Raw genomic sequence first — 22116 nt, 5'->3', positions numbered from 1 at the left:
GCCTCAGCCGAGGCGGCGCGGGCCGGCCTCGACCGGGAGGGCGACGAGCCGCGCATGCATCGCCTCGACCAGCAGCTCGTGGGCGCGGTTGGCGATGGCGTCGAGCGAGGGCGTCTTGACGAACATCGCCGCGGCTTTGGCGTTGAGCTGCTCGCGGCTGGGCAGGACAGGCAGCTGCCAGCTCGAGGCATCCCATTGCGCCCAGGCCTCTGCAGCCTGGTTCTGGATCTCCGCGAAACGATCGCCGGCGCGTTCCTGCAGATCGGCCAGCGCCGCCCGAAGCTCGGCCAGCGTCAGGCTCGGCCAGTGCAGCTCGGGCAAAGCAGGGGTCGAGGCATAGGCCTCGCGGAAGGCGCTGACCACCCGATCGACCGGGACCGAGGCCGCCAGTCGCTCGGCCGAGCGCTCGATCACGCGCGGGGGCAGCGCCTGCGAGCGGTCGACCACGGCCTGGGGGGGCTGCTTCAGGTCCCAGACCAGGCGCAGCTTCGAAAGCCCGAGGATGATGTAGTAGGTCGGGTCGATCTGCCACCAGCGGAAGCCCTGGCGGACACTGTACTGATAGGCGTGGTGGTTGTTGTGCCAGCCTTCGCCCATGGTGATGATGGCGAGCCACCAGTTGTTGCGGCTCTCGTCACCGGTCACATAATCCTTGTCGCCATGCACATGGGCGAGCGAGTTGATGCAGAAGGTGGCGTGATAGACAGCGACCGTCGACCAGAAGAAGCCGACGAAGAGCCCCGCCCAGCCGTCGATCAGGAAGCACAACCCTGCGAGCAGGATCGCCGGCGCCAGTTCGAAACGGTGCAGCCAGCGCAGTTCAGGGAACTTCGTCAGGTCAGGGATCGTCGAATCGTCGAAGACGTGGTGGTCGCGGCTGAAGATCCAGCCGACATGCGAATAGGCGAAGGAAGTCTGCACCGGCGAATGCACATCATGCTCGGTGTCGGCATAGCGATGGTGGTGGCGATGCTTCGAGGCCCACCAGAACACGCTCTTCTGCGCCGTCGACTGTGCCAACGCTGCAAGCAGGAACTGCCCGATCCGGCTGGTCTTGTAGGTACGGTGCGAGAAATAGCGGTGATAGCCGCCGGTCACGGCGAACATGCGCAGCCAGTAGAGGCCGATGGCGAGCCAGACCGAGGTGGCGGTGACGCCGCTCCAGAGGGCGCCGAAGCAGGCCAGATGCGCGAGAACGAAGGGAATGGCGGACGGATAGACGATGTCGCCATCGTCGCGTTGGGAAGAACTGCTCAAAATGGCCTCTGTCGATTCAGACGGCCGGGAAAGGCCGCCCGGGGAGCCGACCCCGCGCCGGCACGAAACAGGAGCCGGCCGCGCCTTGCAAGAGGGTGCAGCGACGCAGCCGCGCCGGCACCGCCCTCAGCCGGAAATGACATGGTTGTCATCGAACCGTCACGCTACGGTGGCTCAAGACGCGCAAGGAGACGACCGTGGCCAGAGCAGCGACCGGAACGAGCGCCAAGCGCATGAACACGCAACCCAGCGCCGCCGAGGCCGTGCCTCACCCCCCCGCCGAGGAACCGACGCCACTGCGTGATTCGCCGGCCCGCTTCATGAACCGCGAGCTCTCCTGGCTCCAGTTCAACCGGCGCGTCATGGAGGAAGCCTCCAACCGAAATCACCCGCTGCTCGAGCAGCTGCGTTTCCTCTCGATCTCGGCCGCGAATCTCGATGAGTTCTTCATGGTCCGCGTCTCGGGCCTGCGTGAGCAGCTCAAGGCGGGTGTGGTCACGCCGAGCCAGGACGGCCTAACGCCGGCCGCCCAGCTCGCTGCGCTCGGCGAGGCCGTCGCGGCCCTGACGCGGGACCAGCAGGCCCGCTGGGTCGAGCTGCGCGGCGACCTGGACGAGAACCGCATCCAGCTGCTGTCGCCCGGCGATATCGGCCCGGCCGAGCGCGTCTGGCTGGAGGACTACTTCCTCAACTACGTCTTCCCGGTGCTGACGCCGCTCGCGATCGATCCGGCCCATCCCTTTCCGTTCATTCCCAATCTCGGCTTTACCGTCGCGCTGGCGCTGGAGCGCGTCAGCGACGGGCGCCAGCTCGACGCGCTGATCCGCGTGCCGATCAAGATGGACCGCTTCATCGAGCTGCCCGATCTCGCCCGCGAGGAGAAGCGCCGTTTCATCACGCTGGAGGACGCGGTCTCGCTGTTCATCGGCAAGCTTTTCCCCGGCTACGACGTCAAGGGCACCGGCTCCTTCCGCATCATCCGCGACACCGATCTCGACATCGAGGAGGAGGCGGAAGATCTCGTCCGCGTCTTCGAGACCATGCTCAAGCTGCGCCGGCTGGGCGTCGTCATCCGGCTCGAGATCAGCACGGGGATGCCGGCGCATCTGCGCAAGCTGATCGTGCGCGAGCTCAAGGTCGACGAGGACGAGGTCGTCGAGGTCGAGGGCATGATCGGGCTGAGCGAGCTGTCCCAGCTCGTCGGCGTCGACCGGCCGGACCTGAAGTTCAAGCCCTACAACGCCCGTTTTCCCGAGCGCATCCGCGAGCACGGCGGCGACTGCTTCGCGGCGATCCGGCAGAAGGACCTCTTGGTCCACCACCCCTATGAGAGCTTCGACGTCGTCGTGCAGTTCCTGCAGCAGGCGGCCCGCGACCCCAATGTCGTCGCGATCAAGCAGACGCTCTACCGCACCTCGGCCAACTCCCCGATCGTCAAGGCGCTGACCGAAGCCGCCGAGGCCGGCAAGTCCGTGACGGCTCTTGTGGAGCTCAAGGCGCGCTTCGACGAGGAAGCCAACATCCGCTGGGCCAAGGAGATGGAGCGGGCGGGCGTGCAGGTCGTCTACGGCTTCATCGAGCTGAAGACCCACGCAAAATTGTCGCTGGTGGTGCGTCGGGAGGCCGGGCAGCTCGTCTCCTATTGCCACATCGCGACCGGCAACTATCACCCGATCACCGCGCGCATCTACACGGACGTGTCCTTCTTCACCGCCGATCCGGTGATGTCGCAGGACGTGGCGCGAGTCTTCAACTTCATCACCGGCTATGCCGAGCCGGCCGAGCTGGAGAAAATGTCGGTCTCGCCGGTGGGTCTCAAGCAGCGCCTGCTCGACGACATCGCCGAGGAGGTCGCCCATGTGAAGGCGGGCCGCAAGGGCGCGATCTGGGGCAAGTGCAACTCGCTGGTCGATCCCGTGATCATCGATGCGCTCTATGACGCCAGCCAGGCCGGCGTCGAGATCGACTTCGTCGTGCGCGGCATCTGCTGCCTGCGTCCGGGCGTGCCGGGCCTGTCCGATAACATCCGCGTCAAGTCGATCATCGGGCGCTTCCTCGAACACACCCGCGTCTACGCCTTCGGCGCCGGGCACGGTCTGCCCTCCGCCAAGGCCAAGCTCTACATCTCCTCGGCCGATCTGATGCCGCGCAATCTCGACCGCCGCGTCGAGGCGCTGACGCCGATATTGAACCCGACGGTCCACCAGCAGTTGCTGGAACAGATCATGCTGGCGAACTTCCTCGACAACGAACAGAGCTGGACGATCTTGCCGGACGGCGGCTCCCGACGCATTGTCCCGGCGCCGAACGAAGAGTCGTTCAACGCTCACAAGTACTTCATGACGAACCCGAGTCTGTCAGGACGTGGCAAATCACTCTCGAATTCCAGCCCCCGCTCCCTCTCCCGTCGAGGGGGGCGCAAAGCGTGACGTTCTGACCGCGCCCGGCCGGCTCGGGCTTGGGGCCGGAACGCTCGCCATCGTCGATATCGGCTCCAACTCCGTCCGTCTCGTCGTCTACGAGATGGTCGCGCGTGCGCCCGCCCAGGTCTTCAACGAGAAGGAGATGGCGGGCCTCGGCCGCCAGGTCGCGACCACGGGGCGGCTTGCGCCCGAAGCCGTCGAAAAGGCGATCGCGGCGCTGGTGCGCTTCCGCATCCTCTGCGAGGCGATGCATGTCGGCGAGATCCGGGTCATCGCCACCGCCGCCGCGCGCTATGCCAGCAATGGCGCCGAGTTCATTGCCCGGGCCGAGCAGGCCATCGGCCAGCCGATTGAGCTGATCTCCGGCGACCGGGAGGCCGTGCTCTCGGGCCTCGGCGTTCTCTCTGGCTTCGACAATCCCGACGGCGTCGTCGGCGACCTCGGCGGCGGCAGCCTGGAACTCATTCCCGTCTCGCGCGGCACGGTCGGGGAGGGGGCAAGCGTGCCGCTCGGCGGCCTCGCCTTGCTGGACCGCTCCAAGAACTCGCTCAAGGCGGCTGAGAAGATCGTCAAGGACGAACTCGACAAGCTGCCGCAGATCGAGGCGATGAAGGGGCGCGACTTCTATGCCGTCGGCGGCACCTGGCGCGCGCTGGCGACGCTCCACCAGCATCAGGTCCACTATCCGCTCAATGTCATGCATGGCTACACGCTGCCGGCGAAGGACGTGGCCGATTTCGTCAAGCTGGTCGAGAAGGCCGACCTGACGGGGCTCGACGCGATCGATGCCGTTTCCTCGGCGCGGCGCCCCTTGCTGGCCTATGGCGCGCTGGTGCTCGACGAACTGATCAAGCGCGGCAAGCCCCGCGCCGTCATCATCTCGGCGCAGGGCGTCCGCGAGGGGCTGTTGCACGAACAGCTTTCCGACGAAGAGCGCGCCGCCGACCCGCTCTTGCGCGCCGCCCGCGACTACAACCATCTGCGCGCCCGCGACCCGCGCCATGCCGCCGATCTGATCGCCTGGAGCCGCGCCATCCTCGAGACGGCGGGGCTGCCCGGAGACGAGCCGTCGCCGCGGCTGATCGAATCCGTCTGCCTGCTCTCGGACATCGGCTGGCGCGCCCATCCCGATTACCGCGGCGAGCAGAGCATGAATGTCATCGCCCATGCCTATTTCACCGGCATCGACCATGTCGGTCGCGCCTTCCTGGCGTTGGCGATCTTCCATCGATACGCCGGGCTGAAATCCGACTCTCCCGCAGCCAGCGGGTTGCGGGCGTTGCTGCCGCCGCCGATCCTCGAGCGTGCTGTGCTGCTCGCGGCGATCTTCCGCGTCGCCTATCTGCTCTCGGCCGGCATGGCGGGACTGCTGCCGCGCATGCCCGCGACCTGCGTCGATGGGCGCCTGGTGCTGCGGCTGCCCGACGATCTGGCGCCGCTGGCCAGCGACCGCGTCATCGGCCGCCTGAAGCAGCTCGCCAAGCTGCTCGGCCGCGATTGGGAGATCGCCCGCGTCTGAGCCCGCCGCTCAGCCGACAACGACCCGGCCGCGCTCGATGCGCAGCCCGAGTTCGCCGCTCTTGAGCGCCAGAGCCTTCTCCCCGAACACACCGCGCCGCCAGCCCTGCAGCGCGGGGACATCGGCCTCGTCATCGGCGGCGATGGCTTCAAGATCATCGCTGGACGCGATGATCTTGGGCGCGACGCGCTCCGCCTCGGCCACCGCCTTGAGAAGGACCTTGAGGAGGTCGAGCACGGCGCCGTTGCCGCCGCGGCCGCGTTCGCGCTCCAGCCGGGGCAAGGTCTTGGGATCGAGCGCGAGCCCGCGCTCGATCGCCGCCAGCACCTCGCCGCCCGAGCGGGATCGCTCGAAACCGTTGGGCACTGAGCGCAGCTCGGCCAGCGCCTCGACCGAGCGCGGTGCGCGCTGGACGATGTCCATCAGCGCATCGTCCTTGAGCACGCGCTGGCGCGGCACGTCGCGGTGCTGCGCCTCGCGCTCGCGCCAGGCTGCCAGCTCCATCAGCACGGCGAGTTCCTTCGGCTTGCGGATGCGGCCCTTGAGGCGCTGCCAGGCATTCTCGGGCTTCACCTCATAGGTGGCCGGGGAATTGAGGACCGCCATTTCCTCGGCGACCCAGCTCTCGCGGCCGGTCTGTTCGAGATCGGCCTTCAAGGCCCGGTAGATCTCGCGCAGATGGGTGACGTCGGCCTCGGCATAGACGAGCTGGGCTTCGTTCAGCGGCCGGCGCGACCAGTCGGTGAAGCGCGAAGACTTGTCGATGCGCGCCTTGGCGAGATCGTTGGCGAGCTGCTCGTAGCCGACCGAGTCGCCATAGCCGCAGACCATCGCCGCGACCTGCGTATCGAAGAGCGGCGTCGGGAGCACCCGGCCGAGCATCCAGACGATCTCGAGATCCTGCCGGGCCGCGTGGAAGACCTTGACCACGGCCTCATTGACCATCAGCCCGAAGAAGGGGGCGAGGTCGAGTTCCGGCGCCAGCGGATCGACCAGCACCGCCTCGTCGGGCGAGGCGAGCTGGATCAGGCAGAGCTTGGGATAATAGGTCGTCTCCCGCAGGAACTCGGTATCGACCGTGACGAAGGGGTGGCTGGCGAGGCGCGCGCAGGCGTCGGCGAGGTCGGCCGTGGTCGTGATCAGCTTCATGCTTCGGGCTTAACGGAGCAGGGGGCGCCGCGTCGAGTCCGCAGCGTTCGGAATCCCACCTGAATCCTTGACAAGCCGCGCGCCCGCGTGTGCTTACGCCGGCAGATTTGACCGCCTGCGGCGCGCCTCCGGGCGACCCCGAAAGAGATCATCCCCGTGACCCTGCATCGCTACCGTTCCCACACCTGCGGCGCCCTTCGCGAGAGCGACATCGGCTCCCAGGCCCGCCTCTCCGGCTGGTGCCACCGCATCCGTGACCATGGTGGCGTGCTGTTCATCGACCTGCGCGACCATTACGGCATGACCCAGGTCGTGATCGATCCGGATTCGCCGGCCTTCGCCACCGCCGAGACGCTGCGCTCGGAATGGGTTGTGCGCATCGACGGCAAGGTCAAGGCGCGCCTCGCCGGCACCGAGAACGCCAACCTGCCCACCGGCGCCGTCGAGGTCTTCGCAACCGACATCGAGGTGCTGGGCGCGGCCGGCGAACTGCCGCTGCCGGTGTTCGGCGATCTCGAATATCCCGAGGATACGCGGCTGAAATACCGCTTCCTCGACCTGCGCCGCGAAAAGCTTCACAACAACATCATGCTGCGCACCAAGGTCATCGACTCGATGCGCCAGCGCATGAAGGCGGCCGGCTTCTCCGAATTCCAGACGCCGATCCTGACCGCCTCCTCGCCGGAGGGCGCGCGTGACTTCCTGGTGCCGAGCCGCCTGCATCCGGGCAAGTTCTATGCGCTGCCGCAGGCGCCGCAGCAGTACAAGCAACTGCTGATGATGGCGGGCTTCGACCGCTACTTCCAGATCGCACCCTGCTTCCGCGACGAGGACCCCCGCGCCGACCGCCTGCCGGGCGAGTTCTACCAGCTCGACGTCGAGATGAGCTTCGTCGAGCAGGAGGACGTCTTCGCGACGATGGAGCCGGTCATCGGCGGCATCTTCGAGGAGTTCGGCAACGGCAAGTCGGTGACGAAGAACTGGCCGCGCATCCCCTATGCCGAGGCGATCGCGAAATACGGCTCCGACAAGCCGGACCTGCGCAATCCGCTGGTGATGCAGGACGTCTCGGAGCATTTCCGCGGCTCGGGCTTCAAGGTCTTCGCGCGCATCCTCGAGGATGAGAAGAACCGCGTCTGGGCCATTCCCGGCCCCAAGGGCGGCTCCAGAGCCTTCTGCGACCGGATGAACTCCTGGGCGCAGGGCGAGGGCCAGCCGGGCCTCGGCTACCTGATGATCAAGGAGGACGGCGAGGGGCAGGGGCCGATCGCCAACAACATCGGGCCCGAGCGCGTCGCCGCGATCATCGCCCAGATGGGTCTGCAGCCCGGCGACGCCTGCTTCTTCGCCGCCGGCAACCCCGACAAGTTCTACAAATTCGCCGGAGCGGCCCGCAACAAGGTCGGCCAGGAGCTCGGGCTGATCGACGAGAACGCCTTCGCCTTCGCCTGGATCGTCGACTTCCCGATGTTCGAGTACAATGAGGACGAGAAGAAGGTCGATTTCTCGCACAACCCCTTCTCGATGCCGCAGGGTGGGCTGGAAGCGCTGAAGAGCGAAGATCCGCTCTCGCTTAAGGCGTTCCAGTACGACATCGCCTGCAACGGCTTCGAGCTCGCCTCGGGCGGCATCCGGAACCACAAGCCCGAAGCGATGGTGAAGGCCTTCGAGATCGCCGGCTACGGCGAGGAGACGGTGATCGAGCGTTTCGGCGGCATGTATCGCGCCTTCCAATACGGCGCGCCGCCCCATGGTGGCATGGCGGCCGGCGTCGACCGCATCATCATGCTGCTGGCCGGCGCCACCAACCTGCGCGAGGTCGCTCTGTTCCCGATGAACCAGCAGGCGGTCGACCTGCTGATGGGGGCACCGGCCGAGGCCTCTCCGAAGCAGCTGCGCGAGGCGCATCTGCGCATCAACGCGCCCGAGAAGAACGGCTGATCGACATGACCGCTTCGGCTCCGGTGCGCGCGCTCGCGCTCGTCTGCCTCGCGGCGCTGCCGCTCTCGGCCTGCGTCTCCGGCCCGGCCAATCCGAGCGCGTCCCGCGCCTCGGAACTGGCGAGCCTCGTCTCGCGCTCGGTCGCCTGCCGCGCCGGAACGCCGAGCCGCAGCACGCTCGATGGCTTCATCGCGGCCGAGAAGGCCCGTGGCGCCACCCCGGAGCAGCTCGCCAGCGCGCGCTCGACCTACGTCACGGTCTCCGAAGGCGAGACGGTCAACCAGATGGTGCGGCCGAAGCCCTGTGGCGCCGAGGAACGCGCGGAGGTCCGCGAGAAGATGACGCGCATCCGCGCGGGCGATTTCAGCGGCCTCTGACAAGGCCGTCGCGCGATGAGGCTTCACCCGCTGCTTGCCGGACTGCCGCTGGCGCTCGGCCTTTCCGCCTGCACCACGGCGGGGCCGCTGCCGGGCACGCCTGAATTCGCCGCGGCGCAGGTCTCGCGCGCCTATGATTGCGGGTTGCGGGTCGATCGCGGACGGATCGTCGGGCATATGCGGAAAGACGAGCGGCACCGCTTCGCGCTGGCAAATGCGGCCTTTGCGGTGAAATCCTACAAGGCGCCGCGCGCCTGCGACGCCGCCGAGCGCGCCTCCGTTCAGCGCGACGTTGCGGCGCTGGCCCGTCGCTGAATTCGCTTGCCTCGGATCGGCCATCGCGGCCACAAGGCGCCAATGCCCGCCGCGAGCCTGATCACCGCCATCGTCGTCAGCCATGACAGTGCCGAGGTGCTGCCGGCCTGTCTGTCGGCGCTGGCCGCAGAGGGGGTGCCGGCCATCGTCGTCGACAATGCCAGCGGCGACGCCAGCGCCACCATCGCCCGTGAGCTCGGCGCGACCGTCATCGCCAGCCCGCGCAACGAGGGCTATGGCCGTGCCAACAACCGGGGCGTCGCCGCCAGCGACACGCCCTTCGTGCTGATCGTCAATCCCGACGTCGAGGTCAGGCCGGGCGCGATCGCGGCGCTGCTCGAAGCCGCGGAACGATATCCCGACGCCGCCCTGTTCGCCCCGCGCATCGTCGAGCCTTCGGGCCGGATCTTCCTGCAGCCGCGCTCGCTGCTCTCGCCCCCGCATCTCAACCGCAGCGGGGGGATGGCGATCCCGGAGGGCGACGCCTGCCTGCCCTTCCTCTCGGGCGCCTGCCTGCTGATCCGTCGCGACGTTTTCCGGACGCTCGGCGGCTTCGACCCGGCGATCTTTCTGTTCTACGAGGATGACGACCTCTGCCGCCGCCTGCGCGATGCCGGTCACGCGCTCGTCCATGTCCATGCAGCCGAGGCCGGGCACGGGCGGGGGCGTTCGAGCGCGCCGTCGGCCGCGCGCCGCTTCAGGGCGCGCTGGCACCTCGCCTGGTCGGAGGGCTATGTCGCCCGCAAATACGGTTTGCCGGGGCCGTCCCCGCTCCGGATCGTCGAAAACCTCGTCAAGGCAGCGGGTTACGCGCTGATCCTGCGGCGCGAGAAGATGGCCGCCCATGCCGGCTCCGCGGCCGGCGCGCTCGCCTGGCTGCGCGGCCGCTCGGCGCTGGCTCACGAAGGGTTGGAGTCGCAGCCATGAGGGCGTTGCGCAATGCGACGGTCGCGGAAGGGCTGGCCGGTCCTCACAACAATTTCGGTCTGCTGCGGCTCGTTCTGGCTCTGGCCGTGGTGGTCTCGCATGCTTTCAGCGTCGCCACCGGGCGCGTCGAGGACGAACCCTGGGCCCAGACGACGGGCTTCACCCTGGGTGAGCATGCGGTCAACGGCTTCTTCGCGATCTCCGGCTTCCTGGTGACGATGAGCTATGACCGCCGCGGCTGGCGCGACTATCTCGTTTCCCGCACGCTGCGCATCGCGCCGGGCCTCGTGGCCGCGACGCTGGTCGTCGCGCTCGGCCTCGGCGCAGCCATGACCCGCCTCGATCTCGGTGCCTATCTCGCCGATCCGCAGCTGCGTCGCTTCATCACCGGCACTCTGACCACCTTCAAAAGCGCCTCGGCCCTGCCGGGTGTCTTCGACCGCAATCCGCTGCCCTTCCCGATGGGGACCGTGTGGACGCTGAAATACGAGACGATCTGCTATCTCGGCGTGCTCGTCGGCGGGCTGCTGGGGCTGCTGGCGAGGCCCAGGCTGGCGCTCGCGGCCGGCTGCCTGTTGCTGACTGCCGTTGTGCTCCGCGAGGTCGTTGACCCGGACGGTCCGAAAGGGGTCGAAACGGCGTTGCGGCTGCCGCTGATCTTCCTGGCCGGCGGGCTGATCTATCTGTTCCGCGAGCGCGTGCCCCTGTCGCTGCCCGGCTTGGCACTCGGGCTCGCCGCGCTCGTCCTGCTCGCGCCGACGCCGCTCTACAAGACCGCCCTCTACCTGGTGACCGCCTGGGGCGTGTTGGTACTGGCGCTCCATCCAGCGCTGACCCGGTGGCGCAGCGAGCCGCCCTCCGACCTCTCCTATGGCGTCTATCTCTATGGCTGGCCGATCCAGCAGGCGAGCCACGCCCTCTTTCCCGCCGCCGGCGTGATGACGCTGTTCTGGCCGGGACTCCTCGCGACCCTCGTCATCGCCTGGCTGTCCTGGCATCTGGTCGAGAAGCCCGCGCTCGGGTTCAAGCGCCGGCTGGTTGCCGCTCGCTGACGCTGGCCACGATGTCCGCCACGCGGCCGGACATCAGCAGCGGCAGCAAAGCGAGGACTGTCTCGCGTGGCAGCTCCCACCAGCGGCTGGCGAGCAGCGCGGCGATATCCGCCTCGTCGAAGCGCAGCCGCAGAACGCGCGCCGGATTGCCGCCGACGATGGCATAGGGCGGCACGTCCCGCGTCACCACCGCCCGTGCCGCCACGACGGCACCGGTGCCGATCGTCACGCCGGACAGGATCATGGCCTGTGAGCCGAGCCAGACATCGTGGCCGATGGTGACGTCACCGCGTGTGGTGTCGCTGCCCTCGATCGCGGCGGCTTCGGGCCAGAGCCCCGGCAGGGCTGGAAACGGATAGGTCGTCACCCAGTCGGTCCGGTGGTTGCCCCCGAGCAGGATCTCGACGCCATCGGCGATCGAGCCGTAGCGACCGATCGTCAGCCGCGCCCCGCTTTCGGGGAAGCGAACCTTCGGGCGGCCATAGGTCCAGGCGCCGACCGCAATCTGGCCGGGCCGCCGGGCGATCAGCGCCGCCAGATGCAATCGCGTCTGATTGTGCGGATTGAGGCGCTTGCGCAACAGGCCGCGCAGCGCAGGCGGCAGAGCCGCCCACCGCGCCGCCAACGCGCCCGGACGCCACGACAGATCTTCCGGCGGCAGTCCCTCCGCCGGTTCGGGCGCCTGCGTCACTGCGCGTCGGCCTTGAGGTCGATCTTGTCGAGGATCTCGGTCGGGTCCGTGATGGTGATCACATCCGCGAGGCCGAGCCCGCTCGCAGACTTCGCCTTCGCGTCGAGCGTCAGCGTGCCCGGCTTGGCGACGAAGCGCGAGACCGCCGCCGTCAGCGCCTTGGCGGCGTCCGAGGGGCCGAGGATCGAGGCCAGCCCCAGGCTCGCGATCATCGCGAATTGCTGGCGCATCTCCTCGGGCTTGCGGCCGGCCTTGCGCGCCTCGTTGGCGATCAGCTTCTCGACGAGCCCGAAATTCTCCAGCTTCGCCGTGAGACCGCGGGCCGTCGCGCCGAGCGCCGCCACCTGCGCCAGAGCCGCATCGTTCGAGAACAGGTCCTTGGTCACGTTGCCCAAGGTTCCGGACAGATTGAGGCGTGCCAGCCCGTCGCCGCCGAGCGAGACCTGCCGGATCGCCAGTTCGTTGCGCGCCGCGTCCCAGGCGAGATCGACCTTGGCCGAGAGGTCGAGCGAACGGATCCCCATGGCGATCAGATCCCGCGCCGCCGGATTGCCGGCCCCCTCGGTGATCGGCGCGACGAGCTTGTCGAGCGTCAGTGACAGGCTGGTCGGAATGCCGTTGAACTGCTCGCCCGCCTTCATCTCGAAGGTGCCGAGCGCAACCTTCACCGGAGCCGCGCCGGGCTTCGCCGGAGGGGCATCGACGGAGAGCCCGACCACGCGCATCGTGCCGAGCGTCGGGACGTAGCGGCGCCAGTCGTCCATGTCAGGGCCGGAGCCGGGCCGGCCGAGATCCTCCAGCAGCGCCTTCACCACGGGGCCGTAGGAGAAGCCGACATAGCTGATCGAATCGACCGAGCCCCGGCCGCCGCCGCCGGCGAATTTCAATCCCTCGATCGCGAAGCCGGATTTCTCTGGCGCTTCCTGGCCATAGGCGATGCGCGAAATCCTGATCTCGACGGGGTCCGGCTTCGCCCCCGGCTTGGCCGCTTTCGGATCGACCACCGTCATCACCATGTCGCGGATCTCGCCGCTGCCGATCTCGACGCGGTCATAGAAGCCGAGCAGGGCGATGCCCATGCGCTTCTCGGCCTCGCGCCGGACCGGATCGTCCTTGGCCGCGCCACCGGCCGCGGTCTGCTCTGAGAGCGCCATCGCGCGGGACAGCAGATCGCCCAGCGGCTCGGGGCCCACCGCCGCCGCCACGTCGCGGCTGGTGGTGCGGCCGAAGCTCATCTTGCCGGCCGGGCCCATGTCGATGCTGTAGCCGTCCTGCTCGGCGCGACGCAGCAACGGGCGCAGCGGCTCGGTCTGGCCGGCCGAAACGCGGTCGACGAGCACGCGCGCGGTCTGGCGGACGTCGAATCCCTCGAAGCGCAGCGCCAGCAGCGTGCCGCTGAGCTTGCCGCCTTCGGGAGTCTGGCCGGCGATCGATCCGCCCGCCGATTCGCCCCGCGCGATCTGCCCGTCCCGGACATCCGAGAAACGCACGTCGCGATAGGTGGTGATCTGCTTCTGCTGGCCCTGGGCGACCTCGACGACGAGCTCCGGCGCGCGGATCTCGGCCGCGCTCAGGCGGTCGATGCGCGCCAGCGCCGTTTCGCCGCTCTTGATGTCGAGCAGGCTGCGGAAGGCTTCACGCTCGAGAGCGGAGCCCTTCACCTCGAGTTTCGGGGCCGAGAGGGTCACCAGGCCGAACTCCATGCGGACATTGTCGAGCTGGAAATCGGCGGCGGCGAGCGGCTGCGAAAGCGCCAGCGTGACGAAAGCGAGGGCGGCACCGAACGGGCGGTGCAGGCGCGGAGCGGTCATGACGGTCTCCTGTTTTGTGGCGCGACCCTGCCGCAACCTGCCTGCGAAGGAAAGCCGCGACGCTCCGGCATGCTGACGAAAGACTTGACCGGGCGGCCTGCGTGATCGGTATCTGTCGCAGATTCGCCATCTGTGCCGTCATAGCTTCGCAGGACGCGCCAGCCGGAGCCGAGACGACGATGCAGGCCAAGCCCCGTTTCCTGTCCACCGTGACCCGCGCCGTCGCGGCAATAGCGCTCGGCCTCGCTCTGGCGCTGCCCGCGGGCCTCTCTGCGCAACCCCTGCGCCTGGCCCAGGGCGCGGCCTCGCCGGCCGCGGCGCTGGAAAGCCTCGCCATCGTCAGCGGCGGCAAGCGCCATGTCTTCCAGGTCGAGGTCATGCGCACTCCGGAACAGCGGGCGAGGGGGCTGATGCACCGCCGCTATCTGCCGGCCGACCGTGGCATGCTGTTCGATTTCGGCCGCACCGAGCCGGTCGCGATGTGGATGGAGAACACCTACATCCCGCTCGACATGCTGTTCATCCGCGCCGACGGCACGATCGCGCGCATCGCCGAGAACACCGAACCGTTGTCGCAGCGGACGATTCCCTCGGGCGAGCCGGTGCTGTCGGTGCTGGAGATCAATGGCGGGGTCAGCCGCACGCTCGGCGTGAAGCCGGGTGACCGCGTCGAGCACGCCCTGTTCAAGCGCTGAGCCGGCGCCCCGCGCTTGCGGGCGGGGCGCCGGACGTGATAGCCAACCGCCACGCGTGGAATGGCCAGTCGGGGTATAGCGCAGCCCGGTAGCGCATCTGCTTTGGGAGCAGAGGGTCCCAGGTTCGAATCCTGGTGCCCCGACCATTCCGGGCGTCTTGCGACCGGGTACGGCCCGGCGGCAAGCGTGTCAGACGGCCAGTTATCAGGTGAGCGTCGAGCGAGAGCCATGACCGCACGCATCTATCGCCCCGCCCGGACGGCCATGCAGTCCGGCACCGCCAAGACCGAGCGCTGGCTCCTGGAATACGAGCCGGAGCAGCCGCGCCAGATCGAGCCGCTGATGGGCTGGACCTCGTCGGGCGACATGAAGAGCCAGGTCAAGCTCTGGTTCGACAGCGAGGCCGAGGCCGTGACCTATGCCACGCGCAACGGCATTCCTTTCCGTGTCGAGCAGCCGCAGGAGCCGCTGCGCCGGACGGTGGCCTATTCCGACAATTTCAAGTTCTCGCGTCGCGGACAGTGGACGCATTGACAGCTTGAAGGGGCAGGGCGCTCGCCTTCGCCCCTGATGAGACCGGCGGAGGCCACGGCCTTCGTCTTCGGGCCCGTAGCTCAGATGGATAGAGCAGCAGCCTTCTAAGCTGCTGGTCGCTGGTTCGAATCCAGCCGGGCTCGCCACTTCTTTCCCGTTTCGCCCCCTCTCCGGGCGAGCTCGCCACCCCGTGATGCTCGTCTTACTCCTCGCGGCCCCAGTTGCGGAGCCGCCGGATCGCAGCGGCCGGGTCCGCAGGGCGTCGCTGCCAGAGGCCGTGAGCCAGCCCGCCGAGGAAGAACAGTCCGAAGCTCGGCAGCGCGACGGCAATGGGGGCTGTGACGAGGCCCATGGCGCAGCCGCCGGAATCGCCGGCGCCGCATTTCGGATCGAAGATCATCGCGCCGAAGACGAGGATGACGGCCGCAAGCGGGCCGATCAGCAGGCCCCAGAGACCGGTGCGCAGCGCCTTCAGCAACAGCCGGCCCATCGTCGGCCCTCTCACCAGTCGGCAGGCTAGCGGCCTGCCCCGCCGATGTCATGCGTCGGCGCCGCGTCCTGAACTTGCCGCGGCGCAGCATGCGGCGTAAACCGCGCCGGCCGCTGCCTGGCGGCCTTCGCCTTGATCATGCCCGAAAGACCGGTCATCGCCGCGGCCTTTCCGGCTTCGAGCCAGTTGCGATCGCTGCGGTCGCGAGGATGTCCATGCCGTCGCTCACCTCCGCGCTCGACCGTCTCGCGACGCTGGCTTCAGCCAGCCACGCCCGCGCCTGCGTATTGCTGGTGCTGTTGTCGCTGGCGGCGTTTCTGCCCGGCTTCCAGACGCTGCAGCCGCTCGATCGGGACGAGCCGCGCTTCGCCCAGGCCAGCAAGCAGATGCTGGAGACGCGCGATTTCGTCGATATCCGCTTCCAGGACGAGGCGCGCCACAAGAAGCCGGTCGGCATCTACTGGCTGCAGAGCGCGACCGTCGCTGCCGGCGAGGCACTGGGCGTGCCGCAGGCGCGCACCCAGATCTGGCTCTACCGCATTCCCTCGCTCGTCGGTGCCATCGCCACGGTTTTGCTGACCTACTGGGCGCTGCTCGCCTTCGTCAGTGCACGCATGGCGCTTCTCGGCGCGGCGCTGATGGCCGCCTGCGTCCTGCTCGGCGTCGAGGCCCGCATCGCCAAAACCGACGCGATGCTGGCTGCCTGCGCCGTCGCGACCATGGGCGCGCTGGCGCGAACCTGGCTGGACTGGACGCGCTCGCTCGCCTTTGTCCCGAGCTCGCGCAACTGGCTGGTGTTCTGGGGCGCGACGGCGCTCGGCCTGCTGCTGAAAGGGCCGATCGTCCCCATGGTCTGGGGCCTCGCCATCCTCGTCCTCAGCCTCCGCGAGCGCAGCTTCCGCTGGCTGAAGCCGCTGCGCTTCGGCCCCGGCCTGCTGCTGTGCCTCGTCGTCGTCCTGCCCTGGTTCCTGGCGATCGCCTGGAAGACGGGCGGGAGCTTCTTCGCCGAAAGCGTCGGGCAGGACATGCTCGGCAAGGTCGCCGAGGGGCAGGAGAAGCACTGGGGGCCGCCGGGGCTCTATCTCCTGATCTTCTTCGGGACCTACTGGCCGGCGGCCGCCTTCGCCGCGATGGCCGTGCCCTTTGCCTGGCTGCGCCGGCGCGAGCCGCAGGTCCTGTTCCTGCTGGCCTGGATCGTGCCGTCCTGGCTCGTCTTCGAGGCGGTGCCGACCAAGCTGCCGCATTACGTGCTGCCGCTCTACCCGGCGGTGACGGCGCTGCTGCTGCTCGCGGTGCTGAATGACGGGATCGACCGTTTCCGCCGCGGCTCCGTCGCCACGGCGCTGCTCGTCGTCATCGTGCCGCTCGCCCTGACCGGGGTCATCGTCGCGGCCAACTGGTCGCTGGACGGAACCATTCCCTATCTCGCCCTGCCGTTCCTGCTGCTGGCGCTGTTCGTCGCCGGGACGGTGGTCGCCGCCTTCCGCCGCAGCGACTTCGAAGGCGCGCTCTGGCGCGGGGTCGTCGCGAGCCTGCTGCTCGGGCTCGGTGTCTACGGCTTCGCGGTCGAGAGCCTGCGTTCCTTCAAGCTCTCGCCCCGCCTGGCGGAGGCGGTCCGCTCGGTCGGCTGCTCCGATCCGGCGGTCATGACGGTCGGTTATCGCGAACCCAGCCTCGTCTTCCTCGTCGGCACCGATCTCGCGATGGGCGCTGATGGTTCCGCCGCAGCCACCTTCCTCGCCCAGCCGGGCTGCCGGGTCGCCCTGGTCGAGGCGCGCCATGCCGCCGCCTTCCAGGCCGCGCTGCCCGCCACGGGGATCACGCCCCGGCTGGTGACGACGCTGCGCGGTTTCAACCTCAACGGAGGCCGGCGCCTCGAGATCGCGGTGCTGACCCGACCCTGACCCGTTCCCGGCAGCGTCCGCCGGCGAACGGACATCCTGCCAAGCTCCTTGCCCCGCGCGCCGCCCTGACGCAGGTTGCGGGCCGTTTTTCCCGGATGATCGTCTGTTGACCGACCCCACCTTTTCTCCCGAAGCCGCTTCGCCCGCGCCGCTGCTCAGCGTGGTCGTGCCCGTCCGCAATGAGGTCGGCAACGTCGCGCCGCTGATCGCCGATATCGAGGCGGCCTGCCGGCCGATCGGCGCCTTCGAGGTGATCTACGTCAATGATGGCTCGAGCGACGGCACGGCAGCGGCGCTGGCGGCCCTCGCCGCGGAACGGAGCTGGCTGCGCATCGTCACCCATGCCGAGTCCTGCGGACAGAGCGCTGCCGTGCGCAGCGGGGTGCGCCATGCCCGCGCGCCGATCGTCGCCACGCTCGACGGTGACGGCCAGAACGATCCCGCCTTCCTGCCGGCGATGGTGGAGGCTCTGCAGCGGGCCGGCCTCCAAGCCGGGCTCGTCCAGGGTCAGCGTGTCGGCCGCAAGGACACCGGCTTCAAGAAGCTGCAATCCCGCATCGCCAACGGTGTGCGCGGACGCCTGCTCAAGGACGGCACGCGCGACGCCGGCTGCGGGCTGAAATGCTTCCGGCGCGAGGCCTATCTGGCGCTGCCCTATTTCGACGCGCTGCATCGCTTCATGCCGGCTCTGATGGTGCGTGAAGGCTACCGCGTCGTGCATCTGGACGTGCGCGACCGTCCGCGTCTCACAGGCGTGTCGAATTACGGCTTCTTCGACCGGCTCTGGGTTGGCATTCTCGACCTCGTCGGCGTCTGGTGGCTGATCCGCCGCCGCCGCCGCATCCCCCAGATCGTGCCGGAGGCGCAGCCATGATCATCTCGATCGGTCACGCCGTCTCGGACTATCTCTACGACGTCTTCGTGCTGAAGTTTGACTTCTGGCTCGCCTTCGGCATCGTCGCGCAGCTGCTCTTCACCGCGCGCTTCCTGGTCCAGTGGCTGGCGAGCGAGCGGGAGGGCAACTCGGTGATGCCGCTCTCCTTCTGGTATTTTTCGCTGGCGGGCGGCCTGATGACCTTGGTCTACGGCATCGTCCGGCGCGAGCCGATCATCATCATGGGCCAGGCTCTCGCAATGGTGATCTACACCCGCAACCTGATCCTGATCTTCCGCAACCGCCGAAGGCAGCAGGGCTGAGGCCCCGTCGCCCACCGGTCGGCGGTGCGTCTTGCGAGTCCAGCCCGATCGGTTTCGATCGACGGGAAGCCTCTCCTCGCAGGTTGGCGCGCCGTTCTGGCGCCGAATCAGGCAGGGCTGTGCCTCGGCACCGCGGCGGCGGCGGCTCGTCGAGCAGCCCGCCCGAGGCTTGACCGCCCCCACATTCTCGCATGTGATGTATGCAGTGGACAGGGGACGCCGTCGCAAGACGCCTCCGCTTGACGCTCATGCGGGGCTCTGGCAATCGACGAATGGACGGTATGGCGCATAATTTCTGTGCATCCAGCGGCCGTCGCGCCGCTAGCGTCCACACCGACGGCATCTGCCGGCCGATATCGGGCAGGAGCATTTCAATGGGAGAGAGTACCATGAAGAAGTTCATGACGGCCGCCGTCGCGGGGCTGGGCCTGGCGCTGGCGGCGACGGCCGCCTCGGCGCAGGCGCCCTCGACGCTGGCTCAGGTCAAGCAGCGCAACATCCTCAACTGCGGCTCCAACACCGGCCTCGCCGGCTTCGGCGTGCCGGATGCGCAGGGCAACTGGGGCGGTCTCGACGTCGAGTTCTGCCGCGCGGTCGCCGCGGCGATCTTCAACGATCCGGCGAAGGTCAAGTTCATCCCGCTCTCGGCCAAGGACCGCTTCACGGCGCTCCAGTCGGGCGAGGTCGACCTGCTCGTGCGCAACTCGACCTGGACGATGACCCGCGACGCCTCGCTCGGCATCGTCTTCACCGGCGTCAACTACTATGATGGCCAGGGCTTCATGGTCCGCAAGAAGCTCGGCGTGACCTCTGCGCTGCAGCTCTCGGGCGCTTCGGTCTGCACCCAGCAGGGCACCACGACCGAGTTGAACCTCGCCGACTACTTCCGCGCCAACAACCTGAAATACGAGGTCGTCGCCTTCGCCTCCTCGGACGAGACGGTCAAGGCCTATGACGCCGGCCGCTGCGACGCCTTCACCACCGACGCCTCCGGCCTCTATGCCGAACGCCTGAAGCTGACGGCGCCGGACGATCACATCGTTCTGCCGGAGATCATCTCGAAGGAGCCGCTGGGTCCGTCCGTCCGCAACAACGATCCGCAGTGGTTCGCGCTGGTGAAGTGGGTCCACTTCGCCATGCTGAACGCCGAGGAGCTGGGCGTCACCAAGGCCAATGTCGACGAGATGATGAAGTCGCCGAATCCGGAGATCAAGCGTCTGCTCGGCACCGAGGGCAAGTTCGGCGAGACGATCGGCCTGACCAATGACTGGGTCTACCGCATCATCAAGCATGTCGGGAACTACGGCGAGTCGTTCGAGAAGAACGTCGGCGCCGGCTCGCTGCTGAAGATCGCGCGCGGCCAGAACGCGCTCTGGACCAAGGGCGGCCTGCAGTACGCCCCGCCGGTCCGTTAAGAACGACGAGCGGGCGCCGGATCGATCCGGCGCCCGCTTTTTTCCCGCATCACGCAACCGGCAAGACGCCCAGAGGAGAGAGAGACGGGCCGCGCTGGTCCAGGACTTGCTAATTCACCGAGAACGGGAGGAACCCGTTCCGCCAAACAGGGGACACGACATGAAAACCGTCATCGCTGCAGCGTTCGCCGCTGCCGCCGCAACCATTTGCGTCACCGGCGCCCAGGCTCAGACCGGGCTGCTCGGCCAGATCAAGAGCAAGGGCGTCCTGACCTGCGGCGTCGGCCCGGGCCTCGCCGGCTTCGGCATCCCCGATGCGCAGGGCAATTGGAGCGGCCTCGACGTCGATCTGTGCAAAGCCATCTCGGCCGCGATCTTCAACGATCCGAACAAGGTCAAGTACATCCCGCTCTCCTCGAAGGACCGCTTCACGGCGCTCCAGTCCGGCGAGGTCGATCTGCTCTCGCGCAACACGACCTGGACGATGTCGCGCGACACCTCGCTGGGCCTGAACTTCGCGGGCGTGAACTACTACGATGGCCAGGGCTTCATGGTCCGCAAGAAGCTCGGAATCGATTCCGCGCTGAAGCTCGCCGGCGCCTCGGTCTGCACCCAGCAGGGCACGACGACGGAGCTCAACCTCGCGGACTATTTCCGCGCCAACAAGATGAAGTACGAGGTCGTCGCCTTCGCCACCTCCGACGAGACCATCAAGGCCTACGAGTCAGGCCGCTGCGACGCCTTCACCACCGACGCCTCCGGCCTCTATGCCGAGCGCCTGAAGCTGCAGGTCCCGACGGATCACATCGTTCTGCCGGAGATCATCTCGAAGGAGCCGCTCGGGCCGGTGGTGCGCCACGGCGACGACAACTGGCTCGACGTGGTCAAATGGACCCATTACGCGATGCTGAACGCCGAGGAATTGGGCGTCACCAAGGCCAATGTCGACGAGATGCTGAAATCCGACAATCCGGAGATCAAGCGCCTGGTCGGCACCGAAGGCAAGTTCGGCGAGGCGATCGGGCTCACCAATGACTGGGCCTACCGCATCATCAAGCATGTCGGGAACTACGGCGAGTCCTTCGAGCGCAATGTCGGCGCCGGCTCGCTGCTGAAGATCGCGCGCGGCCAGAACGCGCTCTGGACCAAGGGCGGGCTGCAATACGCCCCGCCGATCCGCTGACCCCCGGCGCCCTGCCCAGCATGGCTCTGCGCTGCCCGGCCGGCCCCCGCACCACACCCCGCCGCGATGCGCGGCGGGGTCTTGGTCTGGGACTTGCTACGCGCTCTGGACGCGGGTCCGCCCCGCGTCCAGAACAGGGGGACACCATGAACACCATCGTCACGACGGTTCTCGCCGCAGCAGCGCTCGTCGCCACCGCAGGGGCCGCCGGCGCCCAGACCAACACGCTCGCGCAGATCAAGGCGCGCGGCGTGCTCAACTGTGGCACCAGCCCCGGTCTTGCCGGCTTCGCCATGCCGGACGCCCAGGGCAACTACAAGGGGCTCGACGTCGATCTCTGCCGGGGGATCGCGGCCGCCATCTTCAACGACCCGACCAAAATCAAATTCGTCCCGCTCTCCTCGAAGGACCGCTTCACCGCGCTCCAGGCGGGTGAGGTCGATCTGCTCTCGCGCACCACGACATGGACGATGTCGCGCGACACCTCGCTGGGCCTGAACTTCGCCGGCGTGAACTATTATGACGGCCAGGGCTTCATGGTCCGCAAGAAGCTCGGCGTCGATTCCGCGCTGAAGCTCGCCGGAGCCTCGGTCTGCGTGGCCCAGGGCACCACGACGGAACTGAACCTCGCGGATTATTTCCGCTCCAACAAGATGAAGTACGAGGTCGTGGCCTTCGCCGGCGGTGACGAGACGATCAAGGCCTACGAGTCCGGCCGCTGCGACGTCTTCACCACGGATTCCTCCGGCCTCTATGCCGAGCGCCTGAAGCTCCAGGTCCCTGGCGACCACATCGTCCTGCCCGAGATCATCTCGAAGGAGCCGCTCGGCCCCGTCGTTCGCCATGGCGACGACAACTGGCTCGATGTGGTGAAATGGACGCACAACGCCATGCTGAATGCCGAAGAACTGGGCGTGACCCAGGCGAATGTCGATCAGATGCTCAAATCCGATAATCCGGAGATCAAGCGACTGGTCGGCACGGAGGGCAAGTTCGGCGAGGCCATCGGCCTTACCAATGACTGGGCCTACCGCATCATCAAGCATGTCGGCAATTACGGGGAGGTGTTCGATCGCAATGTCGGCGAAGGCTCGCTGCTGAAGATCGCGCGCGGCCAGAACGCGCTCTGGACCAAGGGCGGGCTGCAATACGCGCCGCCGATCCGCTAACCGGGGCGACACCGAACAAACACCACGAAACACCGGCGGTGGCGACGCCGCCGGTGGACAAGGCGTC

20 protein-coding genes and 2 tRNA genes are annotated in these 22116 nt (G+C 68.0%); 17 read left to right on the top strand and 5 right to left on the bottom strand.

The genetic code is table 11. The annotated features are described in order from the left end of the window. Window positions 1-3: 3 nt before the first annotated feature. Window positions 4-1257 (bottom strand): acyl-CoA desaturase, encoded by a 1254-nt coding sequence (locus ACFPN9_RS21795; RefSeq protein ID WP_066735091.1) that lies wholly within the window; start codon window positions 1255-1257, stop codon window positions 4-6. A gap of 233 nt (window positions 1258-1490) precedes the next feature. Between ACFPN9_RS21795 and ACFPN9_RS21790 the strand changes: the two genes are divergently transcribed. Beyond that, a complete protein-coding gene (locus ACFPN9_RS21790) occupies window positions 1491-3686 on the top strand; it encodes an RNA degradosome polyphosphate kinase (RefSeq protein ID WP_066735093.1) in 2196 nt (731 codons plus the stop codon). Beyond that, entirely contained in the window at window positions 3622-5199 is a 1578-nt protein-coding gene (gene ppx / locus ACFPN9_RS21785; protein ID WP_283805312.1) for an exopolyphosphatase, read from the top strand. The genes ACFPN9_RS21790 and ppx overlap by 65 nt, the downstream gene beginning before the upstream one ends. A gap of 9 nt (window positions 5200-5208) precedes the next feature. On the opposite strand, the gene rnd is transcribed toward ppx, so the two are convergent. Further along, window positions 5209-6348 (bottom strand): ribonuclease D, encoded by a 1140-nt coding sequence (gene rnd / locus ACFPN9_RS21780; RefSeq protein ID WP_066735095.1) that lies wholly within the window; start codon window positions 6346-6348, stop codon window positions 5209-5211. 162 nt (window positions 6349-6510) lie between these two features. Here rnd and aspS point away from each other — a divergent pair, with 162 nt between their 5' ends. Genes aspS through ACFPN9_RS21755 form a run of 5 tightly spaced genes read left to right on the top strand, consistent with a single transcriptional unit; the run spans window position 6511 to window position 10960 of the window. Then, window positions 6511-8289, top strand: coding sequence for an aspartate--tRNA ligase (gene aspS / locus ACFPN9_RS21775; RefSeq protein ID WP_066735158.1), 1779 nt, complete (start codon window positions 6511-6513; stop codon window positions 8287-8289). Window positions 8290-8294: 5 nt separating this feature from the next. Then, complete coding sequence (locus tag ACFPN9_RS21770) at window positions 8295-8666, top strand: hypothetical protein (protein WP_066735098.1); 372 nt, start codon at window positions 8295-8297, stop codon at window positions 8664-8666. A 15-nt stretch (window positions 8667-8681) separates the two neighbouring features. After that, complete coding sequence (locus tag ACFPN9_RS21765) at window positions 8682-8981, top strand: hypothetical protein (RefSeq protein WP_066735101.1); 300 nt, start codon at window positions 8682-8684, stop codon at window positions 8979-8981. 42 nt (window positions 8982-9023) lie between these two features. Further along, a complete protein-coding gene (locus ACFPN9_RS21760; protein ID WP_066735110.1) occupies window positions 9024-9908 on the top strand; it encodes a glycosyltransferase family 2 protein in 885 nt (294 codons plus the stop codon). Beyond that, window positions 9905-10960: an acyltransferase family protein gene (locus tag ACFPN9_RS21755; protein WP_066735112.1), complete on the top strand. Its 1056-nt coding sequence runs from the start codon at window positions 9905-9907 to the stop codon at window positions 10958-10960. Before ACFPN9_RS21760 ends, ACFPN9_RS21755 begins: the two co-directional genes overlap by 4 nt. Here ACFPN9_RS21755 and ACFPN9_RS21750 read toward each other — a convergent pair. Together ACFPN9_RS21750 and ACFPN9_RS21745 are read right to left on the bottom strand one after the other, a co-directional pair. After that, window positions 10932-11552 (bottom strand): CatB-related O-acetyltransferase, encoded by a 621-nt coding sequence (locus tag ACFPN9_RS21750; protein WP_066735162.1) that lies wholly within the window; start codon window positions 11550-11552, stop codon window positions 10932-10934. The genes ACFPN9_RS21755 and ACFPN9_RS21750 overlap by 29 nt on opposite strands. 95 nt (window positions 11553-11647) lie before the next feature. Then, window positions 11648-13462, bottom strand: coding sequence for a hypothetical protein (locus ACFPN9_RS21745; RefSeq protein WP_066735115.1), 1815 nt, complete (start codon window positions 13460-13462; stop codon window positions 11648-11650). A gap of 179 nt (window positions 13463-13641) precedes the next feature. Between ACFPN9_RS21745 and ACFPN9_RS21740 the strand changes: the two genes are divergently transcribed. The 4 genes from ACFPN9_RS21740 (at window position 13642) to ACFPN9_RS21725 (ending at window position 14837) form a co-directional block, all read left to right on the top strand. After that, window positions 13642-14157, top strand: a complete 516-nt coding sequence (locus ACFPN9_RS21740) for a DUF192 domain-containing protein (RefSeq protein WP_082735124.1) — start codon at window positions 13642-13644, stop codon at window positions 14155-14157. Between the two features lie 69 nt (window positions 14158-14226). Beyond that, window positions 14227-14303, top strand: a tRNA-Pro gene (locus ACFPN9_RS21735). 82 nt (window positions 14304-14385) lie between these two features. Beyond that, entirely contained in the window at window positions 14386-14691 is a 306-nt protein-coding gene (locus tag ACFPN9_RS21730; protein WP_066735117.1) for an ETC complex I subunit, read from the top strand. 69 nt (window positions 14692-14760) lie between these two features. After that, window positions 14761-14837: transfer RNA gene (locus ACFPN9_RS21725), tRNA-Arg, on the top strand. Between the two features lie 56 nt (window positions 14838-14893). Here the strand turns inward: ACFPN9_RS21725 and ACFPN9_RS21720 are convergent. Further along, window positions 14894-15181 (bottom strand): hypothetical protein, encoded by a 288-nt coding sequence (locus tag ACFPN9_RS21720; protein ID WP_066735127.1) that lies wholly within the window; start codon window positions 15179-15181, stop codon window positions 14894-14896. Window positions 15182-15396: 215 nt separating this feature from the next. On the opposite strand from ACFPN9_RS21720, the gene ACFPN9_RS21715 reads away from it, so the two are divergent. The 6 genes from ACFPN9_RS21715 to ACFPN9_RS21690 all read left to right on the top strand — a co-directional run bounded on the left by ACFPN9_RS21715 (window position 15397) and on the right by ACFPN9_RS21690 (window position 22049). Beyond that, entirely contained in the window at window positions 15397-17085 is a 1689-nt protein-coding gene (locus ACFPN9_RS21715; RefSeq protein WP_245289754.1) for an ArnT family glycosyltransferase, read from the top strand. Between the two features lie 106 nt (window positions 17086-17191). Then, a complete protein-coding gene (locus ACFPN9_RS21710) occupies window positions 17192-17959 on the top strand; it encodes a glycosyltransferase family 2 protein (protein WP_066735133.1) in 768 nt (255 codons plus the stop codon). Then, window positions 17956-18282: a lipid-A-disaccharide synthase N-terminal domain-containing protein gene (locus tag ACFPN9_RS21705; RefSeq protein WP_066735136.1), complete on the top strand. Its 327-nt coding sequence runs from the start codon at window positions 17956-17958 to the stop codon at window positions 18280-18282. Before ACFPN9_RS21710 ends, ACFPN9_RS21705 begins: the two co-directional genes overlap by 4 nt. Before the next feature lie 389 nt (window positions 18283-18671). Then, window positions 18672-19697 (top strand): amino acid ABC transporter substrate-binding protein, encoded by a 1026-nt coding sequence (locus tag ACFPN9_RS21700; RefSeq protein ID WP_067997360.1) that lies wholly within the window; start codon window positions 18672-18674, stop codon window positions 19695-19697. Window positions 19698-19857: 160 nt separating this feature from the next. After that, window positions 19858-20880, top strand: a complete 1023-nt coding sequence (locus ACFPN9_RS21695; protein ID WP_377817581.1) for an amino acid ABC transporter substrate-binding protein — start codon at window positions 19858-19860, stop codon at window positions 20878-20880. A 146-nt stretch (window positions 20881-21026) separates the two neighbouring features. Continuing rightward, window positions 21027-22049 (top strand): amino acid ABC transporter substrate-binding protein, encoded by a 1023-nt coding sequence (locus ACFPN9_RS21690; protein WP_066718500.1) that lies wholly within the window; start codon window positions 21027-21029, stop codon window positions 22047-22049. Window positions 22050-22116: the final 67 nt, after the last annotated feature.

This window comes from Allobosea massiliensis (genome assembly GCF_042655245.1).
In the GTDB taxonomy this organism is placed as follows: domain Bacteria; phylum Pseudomonadota; class Alphaproteobacteria; order Rhizobiales; family Beijerinckiaceae; genus Allobosea; species Allobosea massiliensis.
Note: the sequence above shows the minus strand (reverse complement) of the source record. Positions and strands in the feature narration are given on the sequence as shown.